General features: G+C 65.2%; 12 protein-coding genes. 3 read left to right on the top strand and 9 right to left on the bottom strand.

Translation table 11 applies throughout. The features are described 5' to 3' along the window. Window positions 1-188 precede the first annotated feature (188 nt). Window positions 189-5,090 (top strand): MG2 domain-containing protein, encoded by a 4,902-nt coding sequence (locus tag ACFY9W_RS13380; RefSeq protein ID WP_391130884.1) that lies wholly within the window; start codon window positions 189-191, stop codon window positions 5,088-5,090. 135 nt (window positions 5,091-5,225) lie between these two features. On the opposite strand, the gene ACFY9W_RS13375 is transcribed toward ACFY9W_RS13380, so the two are convergent. Further along, window positions 5,226-5,519, bottom strand: a complete 294-nt coding sequence (locus ACFY9W_RS13375) for a hypothetical protein (protein ID WP_009685776.1) — start codon at window positions 5,517-5,519, stop codon at window positions 5,226-5,228. 77 nt (window positions 5,520-5,596) lie between these two features. Here ACFY9W_RS13375 and pbpC point away from each other — a divergent pair, with 77 nt between their 5' ends. Together pbpC and ACFY9W_RS13365 are read left to right on the top strand one after the other, a co-directional pair. Beyond that, window positions 5,597-7,939: a peptidoglycan glycosyltransferase PbpC gene (gene pbpC / locus ACFY9W_RS13370; RefSeq protein ID WP_391130881.1), complete on the top strand. Its 2,343-nt coding sequence runs from the start codon at window positions 5,597-5,599 to the stop codon at window positions 7,937-7,939. 92 nt (window positions 7,940-8,031) lie between these two features. After that, window positions 8,032-9,687: a POTRA domain-containing protein gene (locus ACFY9W_RS13365; RefSeq protein WP_391130879.1), complete on the top strand. Its 1,656-nt coding sequence runs from the start codon at window positions 8,032-8,034 to the stop codon at window positions 9,685-9,687. 138 nt (window positions 9,688-9,825) lie between these two features. On the opposite strand, the gene ACFY9W_RS13360 is transcribed toward ACFY9W_RS13365, so the two are convergent. The 8 genes from ACFY9W_RS13360 to ACFY9W_RS13325 all read right to left on the bottom strand — a co-directional run bounded on the left by ACFY9W_RS13360 (window position 9,826) and on the right by ACFY9W_RS13325 (window position 16,122). After that, complete coding sequence (locus ACFY9W_RS13360; RefSeq protein WP_391130876.1) at window positions 9,826-10,599, bottom strand: response regulator; 774 nt, start codon at window positions 10,597-10,599, stop codon at window positions 9,826-9,828. Window positions 10,600-10,718: 119 nt separating this feature from the next. Continuing rightward, window positions 10,719-11,189, bottom strand: a complete 471-nt coding sequence (locus ACFY9W_RS13355) for a prepilin peptidase (RefSeq protein WP_391130874.1) — start codon at window positions 11,187-11,189, stop codon at window positions 10,719-10,721. A gap of 271 nt (window positions 11,190-11,460) precedes the next feature. Continuing rightward, window positions 11,461-12,030 carry a DUF4136 domain-containing protein gene (locus tag ACFY9W_RS13350; protein WP_391130871.1) on the bottom strand — a complete coding sequence of 190 codons (570 nt, stop codon included), beginning with the start codon at window positions 12,028-12,030 and terminating at the stop codon, window positions 11,461-11,463. A gap of 19 nt (window positions 12,031-12,049) precedes the next feature. Beyond that, on the bottom strand, window positions 12,050-12,685 hold the full coding sequence (locus tag ACFY9W_RS13345; protein WP_391130868.1) for a DUF4136 domain-containing protein: 636 nt from the start codon (window positions 12,683-12,685) through the stop codon (window positions 12,050-12,052). Between the two features lie 22 nt (window positions 12,686-12,707). Further along, window positions 12,708-13,457, bottom strand: a complete 750-nt coding sequence (locus ACFY9W_RS13340; protein ID WP_391130866.1) for a methyltransferase — start codon at window positions 13,455-13,457, stop codon at window positions 12,708-12,710. Next, a complete protein-coding gene (locus tag ACFY9W_RS13335; RefSeq protein ID WP_391130864.1) occupies window positions 13,454-13,759 on the bottom strand; it encodes a MazG-like family protein in 306 nt (101 codons plus the stop codon). Before ACFY9W_RS13335 ends, ACFY9W_RS13340 begins: the two co-directional genes overlap by 4 nt. 156 nt (window positions 13,760-13,915) lie before the next feature. Then, a complete protein-coding gene (locus ACFY9W_RS13330; RefSeq protein ID WP_391130861.1) occupies window positions 13,916-14,767 on the bottom strand; it encodes a MaoC/PaaZ C-terminal domain-containing protein in 852 nt (283 codons plus the stop codon). A 2-nt stretch (window positions 14,768-14,769) separates the two neighbouring features. Then, on the bottom strand, window positions 14,770-16,122 hold the full coding sequence (locus ACFY9W_RS13325; RefSeq protein WP_391130858.1) for a 3-oxoacyl-ACP reductase: 1,353 nt from the start codon (window positions 16,120-16,122) through the stop codon (window positions 14,770-14,772). Window positions 16,123-16,225: the final 103 nt, after the last annotated feature.

The raw sequence follows: 16,225 nt of genomic DNA, 5'->3' as shown, positions 1-16,225 counted from the left end.
CCTGTGGGAGCGGGCAGGCCCGCGAAGGGGCGCACAGCGGCCCCCTTTAACGAATGCCACAGTGTAACGGCCAGGCAACCAATTCGCGCGACCATGGTCTCACTTGCCGCGCAACGCCCGGGTGCTGCACCTGACGTTGAGCTATAGTTGCTGCCCTCACGTACACGCTGCCAAAGAGTTCCTACTCCATGTTCAACAAAGGATTGTTGCTGGCCTGCGCGCTGGCCTTGCTCAGTGCCTGTGACTCTTCCACGCCGGAAAAACCGGTGCCGGCCGAGAAACCTGTTGCCACCGCGGCCGCTGAAGCTCCCGCGCCCAAGCGCGAGGACCCGGCCGTGCTTGCCAAGCGCTACGAGGGCCGCGAACTTTCGGTACTGGACGTTTCGGAAGTGCAGCTCGACGGTGCGGCCACGCTGTCGGTCAGCTTCTCTGCACCGCTGGATGCCAAACAGGACTTCGCCACCAAGGTGCACCTGGTCGACACCGTCAAAGGCAAGCTCGACGGCGCCTGGGAACTCTCCGACAACCAGATGGAACTGCGCCTGCGCCACCTGGAGCCGCAGCGCAAGCTGGTGCTGACCGTTGACAAAGGCCTGCTGGCGGTCAACGGCAAGCAACTGGATAGCGAGTCGATCACCCGCCTTGAAACCCGCGACATGCAGCCGACCATCGGCTTTGCCAGCCGTGGCTCGCTGCTGCCCACGCGCCTAGCCGAAGGCCTGCCGGTGATTGCCCTGAACGTCGACAAGGTCGATGTCGAGTTCTTCCGTGTGAAGCCGGAAATGCTCTCGACTTTCCTCGCCAGCTGGGGGCGCAACAGCAGCCTGTACTACTACCAGTCCAAGGAAACCCTGGACATGGCCGAGCTGGTCTATAGCGGCCGCTTCGACCTGAACCCCGCCCGCAACACGCGCGAGACCGTGTTGCTCCCCATTGCTGGCATCAAACCGCTCCAGGACCCTGGCGTGTACCTGGCAGTGATGCGTGCGTCGGGCACCTACGATTACTCGCAGCCAGCGACCCTGTTCACCCTCAGTGACATTGGCGTGTCTGCGCACCGCTACCGTGACCGCCTCGACGTGTTTGCCCAGGCCCTGGAAGGCGGCAAGGCGATGAATGGCGTCAACCTGGAAATCCATGACGAGAAGGGCAAGCTGCTGGCCCAGGCCACCACCGACGGCAAAGGCCATGCCCAGCTGCCGATCACGCCCAAGGCCGATACCCTGATCGCCACCCAAGGCGTGCACACCACCCTGCTGCGCCTGAACACCGCCGCGCTCGACCTCGCGGAGTTCGACATCACCGGGCCCCAGGCCAACCCGCTGCAATTCTTCATCTTCGGCCCGCGCGACCTGTATCGCCCGGGCGAAACCGTGCTGCTCAACGGCCTGCTGCGCGACCAGGACGGCAAACCCGTCAAAGCCCAGCCGGTGAGCGTGGAAGTGCGCCGCCCGGATGAGCAGGTAAGCCGCAAGTTCGTCTGGGAAGCCGATAGCAATGGCCTGTACCAGTACCAATTGCAGCTGGCCACCGAAGCCCCGACAGGCCGCTGGCAACTGCTGCTCGACCTGGGCGGCGGGCGCAAGCAGGTCTATGAATTTCTCGTCGAAGACTTCCTGCCCGAGCGCCTGGCGCTGGAGTTGAAGGGCAGCAGCACGCCGTTGCCACCCGATGAGGATGCGCGCATTCAGGTCAATGGCCGTTACCTTTATGGCGCCCCGGCTGCCGGAAATCGCCTGAGTGGCCAGGCCTATGTGCGCCCCCTGCGCGAGGCGGTGCCTGCGCTACCCGGCTACCAGTTCGGCTCGGTTACCGAAACCGAGTTGAACCAGGACCTGGAACTGGACGAGGTCACCCTCGATCAGGCGGGCAAGGCGGTGATCGATATCGAAAGCCACTGGGCTGAAGCCCGCTCACCGCTGCAACTGACCGTGCAGGCCAGCTTGCAGGAATCGGGTGGCCGGCCGATCACCCGGCGCCTGGAGCAGCCGATCTGGCCAGCCGAGCGCTTGCCGGGCCTGCGTGGCCTGTTCGATGGCGAGGAAACCGACAGTGACGGGCCGGTGGAATTCGAATTCCTGGTAGCCGACCGCGACGGCAACAAGCTGGCGGCGAATGACCTCAAGGTGCGGTTGATCCGCGAACGTCGCGATTACTACTGGAACTACTCGCAGAGCGACGGCTGGAGCTACGCCTACAACGAGAAATTCCTCACCCAGAGCGAAGAGACGGTCAGCGTCAAAGCGGGCTCCACCGCCAAGCTGAGCTTCCAGGTGGAGTGGGGCCCGTACCGCGTCGAGGTGGAAGACCCGCAGACTGGCATTGTGTCCAGCGAGCGCTTCTGGGCTGGTTACCGCGCCCAGGACAACGCCGAAGGCGGCGCCGTGCGCCCGGACCAGGTCAAGCTGGCACTGGACAAGCCGTCGTACGCCGACGGCGCTACTGCCAAGGTCACCGTTACTCCGCCAGCCGCAGGTAGCGGCTACTTGATGATCGAGTCCAGCGATGGCCCGCTGTGGTGGCAGGAAATCGACGTGCCTGCCGAAGGCAAGACGTTCGATGTGCAGCTGGACAAAGCCTGGGCCCGCCACGACCTGTACATCAGCGCGCTGGTCATCCGCCCGGGTGAACGCAAGGCCAACGCCACGCCCAAGCGTTCGGTAGGCGTGCTGCACCTGCCGCTGGACCGCGCTGAGCGCAAGTTGGCGGTAAGCCTGCAGGCACCGGACAAGATGCGCCCGAAACAGCCGCTGACCGTGAAGGTGAAGGCCGCCAATGCGGATGGCAGCGTGCCCAGGCAAGTGCATGTGCTGTTGTCGGCAGTTGACGTGGGCATCCTCAACATCACCGATTTCAAAACCCCCGACCCGTTCGCCAGCCTGTTCGGTCGCAAGGCCTATGGCGCCGACCAGCTGGACATCTATGGCCAACTGATCGAAGCCGGGCAGGGCCGCCTGGCCAGCCTGGCGTTTGGTGGTGACGCGGCCATGGCCAAGGGGGGCAAGCGCCCCAATACCACGGTGACCATCGTCGCCCAGCAGAGCCTGCCGGTAACCCTGGACGATAAGGGTGAGGGCCAAGCTACGGTCGATATCCCGGACTTCAACGGCGAGCTGCGGCTGATGGCCCAGGCCTGGACCGAAGAACACTTCGGCATGGCCGAAGGCAAGACCGTGGTTGCGGCACCGCTGATTGCCGAACTGTCGGCGCCGCGCTTCCTGGCCGGCGGCGACCGCACCAGCCTGGCGCTCGACCTGGCCAACCTGTCGGGCCGCGCTCAGCAGCTGAACGTTGAAATCACCACCGAAGGGCAACTGAGCCTCGCCGCCAGTGCCGTGCAGAGTGTGGCCCTGGCCGAAGGCCAGCGCTCGACGCTGATGATCCCGGTGCAGGCCCAGGGCGGCTTGGGGCAAGGCAAGGTGCATGTGCGGGTCACGGGCCTGCAACTGCCAGACGAGCCGACCACCGCGTTCGAGCGGGAGTGGACGTTGGGCGTGCGCCCTGCCTACCCGGCGATGCTCAAGCACTACCGCGTGGCCCTGAAAGACCAGCCATGGACACTGCCCGAAGCAGACCTGGCGGCATTCGAGCCTGCGGGGCTGGAAGCCAGCCTGGCCTTGTCGAGCCGGCCACCGCTGAACCTGGCCGAGCAGATTCGCGCCCTGGAAGCCTACCCCTACGGTTGCCTTGAGCAGACCACCAGCGGCCTGTACCCCTCGCTGTACGCCGATGCCGACAGCCTCAAGCGCCTGGGTATCAAGGGCGAACCGGCAGACGTGCGCAAGCGCAAGATAGAGATGGGCATCGAGCACCTGCTAGGCATGCAGCGCTACAACGGCAGCTTTGGCCTGTGGAGCTCGGACAGCGAAGAAGAGTACTGGCTGACCGCCTATGTCACCGACTTCCTGCTGCGTGCCCGAGACCAGGGTTATGGCGTACCGGCCGAAGCGCTGAAGAAGGCCAGCGAGCGCCTGCTGCGCTACCTGCAGGAGCGCAACCTGATCGAAGTGGATTACAGCGAAAACGCCGACCACACCCGCTTTGCCGTGCAGGCCTACGCGGCGCTGGTGCTGTCGCGCAGCCAGCAGGCGCCATTGGGGGCCTTGCGTGGGCTGTTCGAGCGCCGCGCCGATGCTCGCTCTGGCCTGCCGTTGGTGCAACTGGCGGTGGCACTGGACAAGATGGGCGACAAGCCGCGTGCCGACCAGGCCTTGCAGGCCGGCCTGGGCATCAGCCGTGGCAAAGGCTGGATGGCTGACTACGGCAGCGCCCTGCGTGACCAGGCGCTGATCCTGGCACTGTTGCAGGAAAGCAACCTGGCCAGCAGCCAGGTCGACCAGCGCCTGTTCGCCTTGTCGGACGAACTGGCAGCCAACCGCTGGCTGTCGACCCAGGAGCGCAACGCGCTGTTCCTTGCCGGCCGTGGGCTGCTGGGCAAGCCGGAAGGCAAGTGGCAGGCACGCCTGGACAGTGCTGGCGAGGTGCGCGAGTTCAACAATGCCGAGGCCGGCATGAAGCTGGAGGGGCCGCTACTGGCCTCGCCGCTGAGTGTGCAGAACGAAGGCAGCGACACGCTGTACCAGCAGCTGACCTTGTCTGGTTACCCTCGCCAGGCGCCTGCGGCCGGTGGCAACGGTATGCAGATTCGCCGAGAGTACCTGGGCATGAATGGCCAGCCGCTGGACCTGCACAACCTGCGCAGTGGCGACCTGGTGCTGGTGCACCTGGCGCTCAATGCCGAAGACCGCGTGCCGGATGCGCTGGTGGTGGACTTGCTGCCGGCAGGCCTGGAGCTGGAAAACCAGAACCTGGCGCAGAGTGCTGCCAGCCTGGACAACGCCAGCAGTGCGGTGAAGGAGTGGCGCGAATCGATGCAGAACGCCAGCGTGGTGCATCAGGAGTACCGTGATGACCGTTATGTTGCCGCGCTCAAGCTCGACGGCTATGGCACCACGCATCTGCTCTACCTGGCGCGGGCGGTGACCCCGGGCACCTACCGCGTGCCGCCGCCGCAGGTCGAGTCGATGTACCGGCCGAACCTGCAGGCAGTGGGGGATGGGCAAGGGGAGATGACCGTAAAAGCCCGCTAGGTTTGTGCTGCCTTTACCGGCCTCATCGCCGGCAAGCCAGCTCCCACAGGTACTGCACATGGCTTGAGTGCCGATGCGGTCGGGGTGGGAGCTGGCTTGCCGGCGATTGGGCCGCAACGCGGCCCCCGGGATTGGTCAGTGAATCACCCAGCTCATCACCCACAACCCCAGCACCAGCCAGATGATCCCGAGGATGATCGAGGCGCGCATGAACGCGCGGATGGCCGAGTACAGCAGCATCAGGCCGATGATCAGGGCCAGGATGCTGACCAGCGAGGTGTCCATGCCCAAGGTGCGCGCCAGGCCGTCGATGAAATTGCCGCCGGCATTGGCCAGCAGGTTGAACAACCCGCTCAATGCGTCGACGATGAAGCGGATCAACGACCCCAGTGCCTGGCCCAGCCACTCGAAAAAACCTTCTACATGCATAGTTGCTTCCTGATGAACGATTCGGCGAGGTTGCCGTTCCCAAGCCTTTGGCCATCACCTGGCCAGGTCGGTTCCCGATGCCAAGCTTAGCGCGTGCTGGCAGGCTATTGCGCGCCACGCTGATTGCCCTGCTGGTGTTGTGCGGCCTGCTGTGGCTTGCCGACCGCCTGTGGCCGTTGCCCCTGCCGGGCGACGATCTGGCCCGGGTCGTGCTGGCCGAAGACGGCACGCCCTTGTGGCGCTTTGCCGATGCCGAGGGTGTGTGGCGCTACCCGGTCAGCCCGGACGAAGTGTCGCCGTTGTACCTGCAAGCCTTGCTGACCTACGAGGACCGCTGGTTCTACCGTCACCCCGGGGTCAACCCCTTCGCCCTGGCCCGCGCTGCCTGGCTGAACCTGCGGGGTGGGCGCGTGGTGTCGGGTGGCAGCACGTTGTCGATGCAAGTGGCACGGCTGCTCGATCCACACGACCGCACCCTGGCCGGCAAATTGCGCCAGTTGTGGCGGACGGCGCAGCTGGAATGGCATTTGTCCAAGCGCGAAATCCTGCAGATCTACCTGGACCGCGCGCCCTTCGGCGGCACCTTGCAGGGTGTGGCGGCAGCCAGCTGGGCGTACCTGGGCAAGTCGCCCCTGCACCTGACCCCGGCCGAGGCCGCGCTGCTGGCGGTGCTGCCACAGGCGCCCAGCCGGCTGCGCCCGGATCGCCACCCCGAGCGTGCTCAGCGAGCCCGCGACAAGGTGCTGCAACGCCTGGCCGAATACCAGGTGTGGCCTGCACGGCAAATCCGTGAGGCTGCCGAGGAGCCGCTGGTGCTGGCGCCTCGTCAGGAACCCGCCCTCGCGCCCTTGCTGGCGCGCCGGCTGAACAGTGCCGACAGCCCACCGCTGATCCGTACCACGCTGGATGCCGCACTGCAGCGGCGCCTGGAAGACTTGTTGCTGGGCTGGCGTGCGCGGCTGCCGGAGCGCACGTCGGCCGCCATCCTGGTGGTCGAGGCGCAGACCATGGCGGTGCGTGCCTACCTGGGCTCGATCGATCTGGCCGATGAACGCCGCTTCGGGCATGTCGACATGGTGCGCTCGCTGCGTTCGCCGGGCTCCACCCTCAAGCCGTTCCTCTACGGCATGGCGCTGGACGATGGCCTGATCCATTCAGAATCGTTGCTGCAGGATGTGCCGCGGCGCTATGGCGATTACCGCCCCGGTAACTTCTCCATGGGTTTCAGTGGGCCGGTGTCGGCCAGCTCGGCGCTGGCCCTGTCACTCAACCTGCCAGCCGTGCAACTGCTCGAGGCCTATGGCCCGAAACGCTTTGCGGCGCAACTGCGCATGGCGGGCATGCCACTGGTCTTGCCGCCTTTGGCCGAGCCCAACCTGTCGTTGATCCTTGGCGGTGCCGGTAGCCGTCTGGAAGATCTGGTGGGTGGCTACGCGGCGTTGGCGCGGGGTGGCAACAGTGCGCAGGTGCGCTTGCAACCGCAGGCCCCGTTGGTCGAACATCGTGTACTGTCGCCGGGCGCAGCGTGGATCATCCGGCGCATTCTCAGTGGCCAGGCGCGCCCTGACCGCGACCCGCATGCAGAGCTGGTGCAGCGCCCGCAACTGGCCTGGAAGACCGGCACCAGCTATGGCTTTCGCGATGCCTGGTCGATTGGCGTGGGCCCGCGCTACCTGATTGGCGTGTGGATCGGCCGCCCCGATGGCACACCGGTACCCGGCCAGTTCGGCCTGGCCTCGGCGGCACCTTTGATGTTGCAGGTACACGACCTGCTGAGCAACCGTGATAGCCAGCGCGGCATCAGCGTGCCGGTGGCGCGTGTGCCGGCGAATGTGGGGGTGGCCGCGATCTGCTGGCCGCTGGGCCAGCCGATGAGCAAGCAGGACCCCAACTGCCGGCGTCAGCGTTTTGCCTGGACCCTGGACGGCACTACGCCGCCAACCCTGCAAGCCGCCGACCAGCCGCTGGGCCTGGGCCTGCGCGAACGTGTGTGGGTCAACGAGCAGGGGCTGCGTGTGGATGGCAGTTGCCCAGGCGCCAGAACCCGCGACATCGCTTTGTGGCCGGCCCCGCTGGAACCTTGGCTGCCCCGCGTGGAGCAGCGTGCCGCGCGCCTGCCGGCGATTGACCCGTCTTGCCCACCGCAGGTGCCCGCCAGCGCGCCGCCGCTGTCGATCGTTGGCGTGCGCCCTGGCGACAACCTGCGCCGCCCGGCTACCAGCAGCGAACCGTTGCAGCTCTATGTGTCGGCCTTGGGCGGTGGCGGGCGGCGCTGGTGGTTCCTCAATGGCCAGCCTTTGGGCGAAACCCAAGGGCAGGGCAGCCTGCTGGTGCGGTTGCCACAGGCCGGGCAAGCCGAACTCAGTGCGCTGGATGAAAGCGGCGAGACGGCGCGGGTGGCGTTCCAGGTCAGCGAGTAGGCGTTCGACGGCAGTGGGGCCAGCACCTACGCTTGCACGTAACGGGAGTGACCGGCTGGCGCCCCGCAAACCAAGGGAACATGGAGCGCCCTATGCGTCTTCTGGCCGTGCCCCTGTTATTGCTGCCTTGGGCGCTTGTGGCCCGAGCCGAGCTGTTGCCGGGTTTTCTCGACAGCCATGAATACGAACGCCGCCTGCCCGAGGCCAACCCGCCGATCAACCACTACCGCCCCGTCAGCTCCAGCCTGCGGCGGGCTGGGCCGGATGGCACCAGCCTCGACTGGGCGCCTGCGGACACCCCCATGGTCGTGCATAAAGTGCGCTTCGAGGGCGGCACGGTGTTCCCCTTGAGCGACCTGCGCGAGCATTATCAGCCACTGATTGGGCGCAAGACCACGTTGGGCGAGTTGCAGCAGTACACCCAGCGCCTGACCCAGCGCTACCGGCAGGAGGGTTACCTGCTGTCCTACGCCTACCTGCCACCCCAGGATGTGGCCGAGGGCCGGGTCAGCGTGGTGCTGGTCGAAGGTTATATCCGGGATTATCGCGTGGAAGGCGATATCGGCCCGGCCAGCGACTACCTGCATCAGCTGCTGGCGCGGCTGCAAGCCGAGCGTCCGCTGACCCGCGAAACGCTGGAGCGTTACCTGGGGCTCGCCGAACGCCTGCCGGGCGTGTCGACAGAGGCTGAGCTGGCGATGCCGCAAACCGCCGACGGTGCAGCCCAGTTGACCTTGCATGCGCGGCGCAAGCCGTTCAGCGCCGCTGTTACCGTGGCGGACTCCAACCGTGACGATGCGCAGGCGCTGCTGACGGCCACCAGCAATGCCCAGACCCGCTTTGCCGAACAGTTCAAGGCCAGCCTGTTGTTGCCCCCGGGTGATGACCAGGTGCATTACCAGCGCCTGGACTACAGCCAGCACCTGGACGCTGCCGGCAGCCAACTGCTGCTGTCGGCTTCGCGCTACCGCAGTGAGCCGGGCACGCGTATCCGCCTGGACGATGGCCGCGATATCACCCGTGAGCGCAACAGCCAGCGCTATGCGGTGGGCTTGCTTCAGCCGGTGATTGTCAGGCCGGATGAATGGCTGGCCGTGCAGGGGCACCTGTATGCGGTGAGCGAGCACGTCGAAGAGCGGCAACCTTCGCCTGGGGAGTACGACACCTCTGTGCGTGCGCTGTCATTTGAAGGCGACTGGCGCAAAGTGGGGGCGGGGCGCCTGCGCGTTGTCAGTGCCGGGGTCTATCAAGGGCTGGATTACCTGGGCGCACGCAGCGATGCCGACTATGACATGGACTTTCTGCGGTTCAGGTTGTCGGGGCTGCAAAGTGACCTGCTGTCAGCGCGTTTGCAGGGCGTGGTGTCGGGCGCATTGTACTGGAGTGATGACCGGCTACCCGACAGCGAACGGGTGGGTTTTGGCGGGCAGAGCTTTGGGCGTGGCTATCCGCGAGACCAAGCGGATGGGGACAAGGGGTGGGGTGTGGCTTATGAGCTGAACTACAGCCTGCGAGGCTATGGGCTGGCGCTGGTGCAGCCGTATGCGGCAGTGGATATGGCGCAGGCCTGGCACAACCGCGGGCCGGTGGACGATGCCCATCTGGCTTCGGTGGCACTGGGTGTACGGTTGGGGGATGGGCGCTTGTTCAACGTTGCGCTGGAGCTGGCGAAGCCTTTGGCGGATGTGGCGTTGGATAGCCTGGACCGTGGCCCCCGGCTGACCCTGAGTATGGGTTTTCAACTGTAGGGGGCGCTTTGCGCCCCTTTCGCGACACAAGGCCGCTCCCACAGGTCCATCGTTATCCTGAGGGTTGCGCGGTACCTGTGGGAGCGGCCTTGTGTCGCGATGGGCTGCACAGCAGCCCCAAGATCTCGAAGTCACCCCTCAATGGGTAGTAAACCTCAGATGCACCGGCGACGAGCTGGGCGTCAGCGCCAATGCCAGCTGGGTACGGTTGTGCATGTGGGTCAAACGCAACACCTGCGACACATACAATTTGACCGTATTTTCGGTAATGCCCAGTTCACAGGCAATCTGGTAATTGGTCTTGCCCTTGCTCACCAGTCGCGCCACTTCCAGCTGCCGTGGCGACAGCTTCTCGAACGCCGCGGGTAGCTCGCTCTCGCTCTCTTCCACATCGGTGGCACGCCGGTGGGTACCTTGACCACGGGCTTTTTCCAGGTCCTGGTACAGTTCGTCCACCGACTCGGCCAGCTCCTGCAAGCGCTGGTTCAGCCCGCCCAGGTCGCGGAAGTTGCGCTGGCGCTCCTGCAGGGCTTCTTCCTGACGGCGTACGCCCTCCAGCAGTTCTTCGAGGTTCATGGGCTTCTGGTAGTAATCGGCAAAGCCTTCACGCAGGGCGCGGATCACATCCTGCTTGTCTGCACGGCCCGTCAGCATGATGGCTTCGAACATGCGTTGCCCAGGGACTTCCTTCAGTGCGCGGACCAGTTCGATACCATCGCGTTCGGGCATGTGCAGGTCGCATATGATCAGGCCAATGGCCTCGTCGGCCAGGTAGCGCGCAATGGCTTCGTCGGTGGAATGGGCTGGCAGGGCGTGGTAACCCTGGGATTCGAGAAATTCACACAGTTGCTCGACGATGACCGCTTGGTCATCGACTACCAATATCTTCACTTCACTGAACGGTCTGGACACGATCAACTCCCTGTTCGTATGCGGCCCTGCTCCCGGGCCAGACGCTCTGGCAGCTTAAAAATAGTCCTACTTTGCGATTATGTACAAGGCGTGTACAAGCTATCGGACCACAGGAGTGACTATTGGATCCATACGGCAGTTAGAAGAAAACCTGATAACACGTAGGGTACGAATGCCTGTTTGTCCCCCATTTCTTCGGTCAGGGCCTGCAAGCGCTTCTTCACTTTAGGGTTGAGCAGGGTCCACAGACGCCGCCGGGTAAGGAGCCACACCAGCACGCTGACGCCGGCGCCGATGAAGGTGCCGAGCACGTATTGCGGGCTGGTGGCCAGGGCCAGGGCGCCCATCAGCTTGACATCGTCGGCACCGAAACGGCCAAGCATGTAGCCAGGCAACGTTAGCAGCATGACGATGGCCAGTGCCCAGCCAGCATCGCTGGCATCGGCCCCGATCCAGCTGTGGCCGGTGGCGAACAGCCAGACCAGCGCGCCAGTTGCCACGCCCAAGGTCAGCAGGTTGGATATCTGGCGTTGACGCACATCCTGTTCGGAGCACAAGGCAAGCCACAGCAGGAGAACAATGCTTTGCATTGGCAGGTCGCCTTTCCCAAATGTTGAACACATCTACCCGGTCAGTCAGGTTTCCTTAAGTGAAGATAGACGGGAACCGGCGGACGAGTGGTCGGGGAGGGGAAAAAGGCGTAGTCGAAATCGATTTTGTCGTTCCTGACACCATTCATGTGGGAGCGGGCGTGCCCGCGAACACGGGCGAAGCCCGTGCCATCCACCGCGGCGTCTGCTACCGCGGGCAAGCCCGCTCCCACAGGGGACCGCGGCGCGTAGCGATATCAAGTTTTAAACTTTACTTCTTGCTACCCGGCGGGTAGTTGGCCAGCACCTTGGTCACGGTGTTGTGAATGGCGCTGTTGCGTTCTTCCGGGCTTGGCGGGTAGTTGTTCATGATTTGCTCGGCACTGCCGCGCCATACCAGCTTGCCGTCACGCCCGTCGAACATGTCCACCTGAATGGTGGCGACCTTGTAGTCGACACTGCGGGTTTCGTTGTACATCGGCCCACCCCAGTACCCGCCCCAGTAGCCCCCCCAACCACCGCCGTAGTTGGTGGTGATCTGTTGCTGGCGCTGCTCGACGATCAGGTACGCGCGCACGCCCAGATCAGGCCGCGCGCCAGGCTGGACAGGGCGCAGGCCACGTTGGTCGAGCTGGTCCGCGACCGCCTGGCGGATGCGCTGCTCGGTGAGGTCGCTTTTTATGCGGGGGTCGTCCGGGCGGTACTGCAGGCCCGGCTCTTGCCACGCCCAACTGCGGTAGGCGGCAAAATCGCGGCTGGCATCGAAATCCTGCTGGACGTTATTGCTGGAGCAGGCGGCGAGCAATAACGCGAATGACAGTAGAACGAGACGGCGCAACATGATGGTTCTCCGTTAAGCGTTAACTGGGAGGATAGCCGCTCAGCGCCTTGTGCACAGAATCGCGCAGGGCGCTTTCGCGTTCACGCGGCGAGTCCTTGTCGCTGCCGCTTTCGGCGCTGGCGCTCCACACCGGCTGGCCGCTGCGGGCGTCGTACAGGTCGATGCGCACCACCATCACCTCCACCTCATAGGTGCGCACGATGGGCACGCTGGCGTAACCCCCGTAGCCATGGCGATAACCGCCATAGCCGACGCCGCCGTAAGGGTAGGGGCCGTAGTAGGGGTCGTAGCTGTCGTAGTCACGCACCTGGCGCAAGCGTTTTTCCAGGCGCATGTCGGCGCTTACCAGCAGGTCGCCGGATGCCCCTCGGGCAGGGCGCAGGCCATGCTGGTCGAGTGCGCCGCTGACGGCATCGGCCAGTTGCGCCGGGTCGGCATTGGCCGAGCCGCTGGGCAGTTGGCCGTTGCGCCAGCTCCAGCTGCGGTAGCGCCCGTAATCCCGGGCGGGTGCCGGGTAGGCGCTGCTGTCGAAGGTGTTGGCCGCCTGGGCGGGGGCCGGCGGCAACGGGCGGCTGCTGGCGACATAGGGGTTGCTGCCCTGGCAGCCAGCCAAGGCAAGCGGCAGCAGGGCCAGGCACAACAGACGGTACGGCATGTATTCCTCCCGACGGGGCGGGTTAGCGGGGGCGGCACACCCAGTGCAGGTAGCGGCCAAGCCCGGCGAAGCTTGGGTGACGGCGGTAGGCCAGTTCCATTTCCAGCAGGTCGAGCAGCTCGGCCTTGCCCTGGAACTCTTTGGGCATGTAGTCGTGGAACACCCGCACACCGCTCTCGCTTTCAACCTGCCATATAGGGCCAAGGTGCGCCTTGAGCTCGCGTGGATCAAGCGGTTTCTGTGGGGTCAGGCTCTGCTTTTCACCTTCCAGCCGGTTGCTGCGCAACTTGCGGAAATGGCCCTTGAGCAAGTTGCGATAGACCAGTGCGTCGCGGTTGTAGAAGGCCAGTGACAGCCACCCGCCGGGCGCCGTGAGCTGGTGCAGCACGGGCAGGATGCTTTCGGGCTCTGCCAGCCATTCGAGCACGGCGTGGCACAGCACCAGGTCGTAGGGTTCGGTGAGCTGGCCAAGCAGGTCTTGCCAGGGGGCCTGGATGAACGTGGCGGCCTGGCCGGCCTCGGCGAAGCGTGCCCGGGCGCCGTCAAGCATGGGGGCGGCGGGTTCGGCCAAGGTCAGGTGATGGCCACGTTGGGCCAGCCACAAGGCCATGTGGCCCAACCCGGCACCGATATCGAGGATGCGCAGGGGGCGGTCGGGCAGTGCCTCGGCCAGGTCGGCCTGTAGCACGGCCAGGCGGATTGCACCTTTGGCGCCGCCGTAGATCTTCTCGGCAAAGCGGGTGGCCAGTTCATCGAAGTGACGGTCGTTCATCGGGCGAAGCGCCTCTCGCTGTCGGCCAGCTTGGCCCGCACCACCTGGTCCATGTCCAGGCCCAGCTCGCTGCACAGCAGCAACAGGTAAAGCACTACATCACCGACTTCCTGGCCAACGTGGGCCAGTTTGTCGTCAGGCAGCTGGCGCGATTCGTCTTCGCTCAGCCATTGGAAAATTTCCACCAGCTCGGCCATTTCGACGCTGGCGGCCATGGCCAGGTTCTTCGGGCTGTGGAAACCGCGCCAGTCGTTATTGTCGCGGATCTGGTGCAGGCGTTGGGTGAGTTCTTGCAGGTTCATCGGGGGTCTCCTAATGCTGCATAGCTTCTGCCCAGGCCCGATGCAAAGCAAGGGGGCCGCGTTGCGGCCCATCGCCGGCAAGCCAGCTCCCACAGGATTATCACAGGCCTGAGCCAGCACTACTCCTGTGGGAGCTGGCTTGCCGGCGATGAGGCCCTAAAGCCGATCCCAGCGCCCGACCAAATGCAGCACCTCCGTATGCCCATCCAGCCGCAAGGTGCCGGCATCCCCGGCCTCACTGGCACTGAGCACCACCTCCGACGGCAATCGCACCGGTTTGCGGAAGTCCACTTCAAAGGCGTAGCCACTGTGCGGCAAATGCCCGCGCAGCGCCGCAAGGGCCATGGCCTTGCTCCACATGCCATGGGCAATGGCCGTGGGGAAGCCGAACAGCCGCGCACTGGCGGCACTCAGGTGGATAGGGTTGTAGTCCCCGCACACCTTGGCATAACGCCGGCCGATGTCACTGTCGGCGTACCAGCGGGAGGCCTGCGGCAATGGCGCAGGCTCACCGTCGGCCGGTTCTGCTGCTTCGCCCTCCAGCTTCAGCCCGCGCACCAGCATGCGGCTGGTTTCGCGCCACAGCAGGCCGATGCCATCCTCCGCTTCGGTGACCAGGTCGAAGGTGCCGCCCTTGGCATGGGGTTGCAGGTTGTGTGCATGCACCGAGAAACGCAGCCCTTCGATACCGCCAAGCGGGCGCAGAACTTCGATGCGGTTGTACAGATGCACCAGGCCCAGCAGCGGAAAGGGGAAGCCCGGGCCGGTCATCAACTGCAATTGCAACGTGAACGCCATGACATGGGGGTAAGTGCCCGGCAGGCGGCCATCGTCGGGAAAGTGGCAGAGTTTGCGATAGGCGCTCAGGTTGCCCGGCTGGACCCGGATGAAGCAGCGCAGGCCATCGTCCGGCAGGCGGTCACCGCTGATCGCGCGCTTGCTGGCTGCACGCAGGTACAGGCTGGCGCGCGAAGCCGGGCTGTGCAGGTCGTGCCAGTGTCGGCTCATGCTCAGGCCCCCATCAATGCTTGGCCGCACACCCGCAGCACCTGGCCGTTCACCGCGCCGGAGCCAGGTTGACTGAGCCAGGCGATGGCTTCGGCGACGTCCTGCGGGCGCCCTCCCTGGCCCAGCGAGCTCAGGCGCCGCCCGGCCTCGCGCAGGCCCATGGGCATGGCGGCTGTCATGTGAGTTTCGATAAAACCGGGGGCCACTGCGTTGATGCTGCCACCGCGCTCGGCGAGGCGGGGTGCCCAGGCCTGGGCCAGGCCGATCAGCCCGGCCTTGCTTGCGGCATAGTTGGCCTGACCACGGTTGCCGGCGATACCACTGACCGAGGCCAGCAGGGTGATGCGTGCGTTTTCGCCCAGGGCGCCGTTGTCATACAGCGCCTGGGTCAGTACTTGCGGGGCCTTGAGGTTGACCGCCATGACCGCGTCCCAGTATTCCGGGGTCATGTTGGCCAAGGTCTTGTCGCGGGTGATGCCGGCGTTGTGCACCACGATGTCGATGCCGTCGGGCAGGGCCGCGAGCAGTTGCGTTGCCGCGTCGCTGGCGCAGATATCCAGTGGCAATGCCTTGCCACCCAGGCGTGCCGCAAGGGCGTCGAGGTCTTGGCTGGCTTGTGGCACATCGAGCAGCAGCACATCGGCGCCGTCCCGCGCCAGGGTTTCGGCAATGGCAGCGCCGATGCCGCGCGCCGCCCCGGTGATCAGTGCGCGGCGGCCGGCCAGTGGGCGGGTCCAGTCCTCCACCTGCTGGGTGCAGGCTTCCAGGCGCAGTACCTGGCCAGAGATGAACGCGCTTTTGGGCGAAAGGAAGAAGCGCAGGGCGCCCTCCAGCTGGTTTTCGGCACCGGGAGCCACATACAGGAGCTGGGCCGTTGCGCCATTGCGCAGCTCTTTGGCCAGCGAGCGGCTGAAGCCTTCAAGGGCCCGCTGGGCAACGCTGGCCAGCGGGTTGTCGAGGCTTTCTGGCGCACGGCCCAGCACCACCACGTGGGCACAGGGCGCCAGGCTACGCAGCAACGGCTGGAAAAATTCGCGCAACTGCTTCAGTGAATCACTGTCGGACAAATGACCGGCATCGAACACCACGGCCTGAATTTTCGGCCCCAGTCCGGCCACCCAGGCGTCGGCCTGCAGGTTGTCGGCATTGAAGCGGTAAACCTCGTCGGTCAGGCGTGGGGCGATGGCTTCCACCTGGCTTGCCAGTGGCCCGCCACCCAGTACCAGTGCCCCCTCCACCGGGCGCAGGCGGCCGGCCTGCCAGCGCTCCAGTGGCGCCGGGCGTGGCAGGCCAAGGGCGTCCACGAGGCGGCGGCCGAGGTTGGAGTTGGCAAAACCGAGGTAGCGATCGCTCATAGTGGGTCTCCGCAAAGGCAAGCTTGAAAGTGTGGACCAACTTTGTGGCAAGGTCGTTCGAATGCGGTAAAAACACCTAGGCTGTACGGATCAAAATGTTTCA

The organism is Pseudomonas sp. NPDC008258, assembly GCF_042956345.1.
Lineage (GTDB): Bacteria > Pseudomonadota > Gammaproteobacteria > Pseudomonadales > Pseudomonadaceae > Aquipseudomonas.
This window is presented reverse-complemented; position numbering and strand designations above follow the sequence as displayed.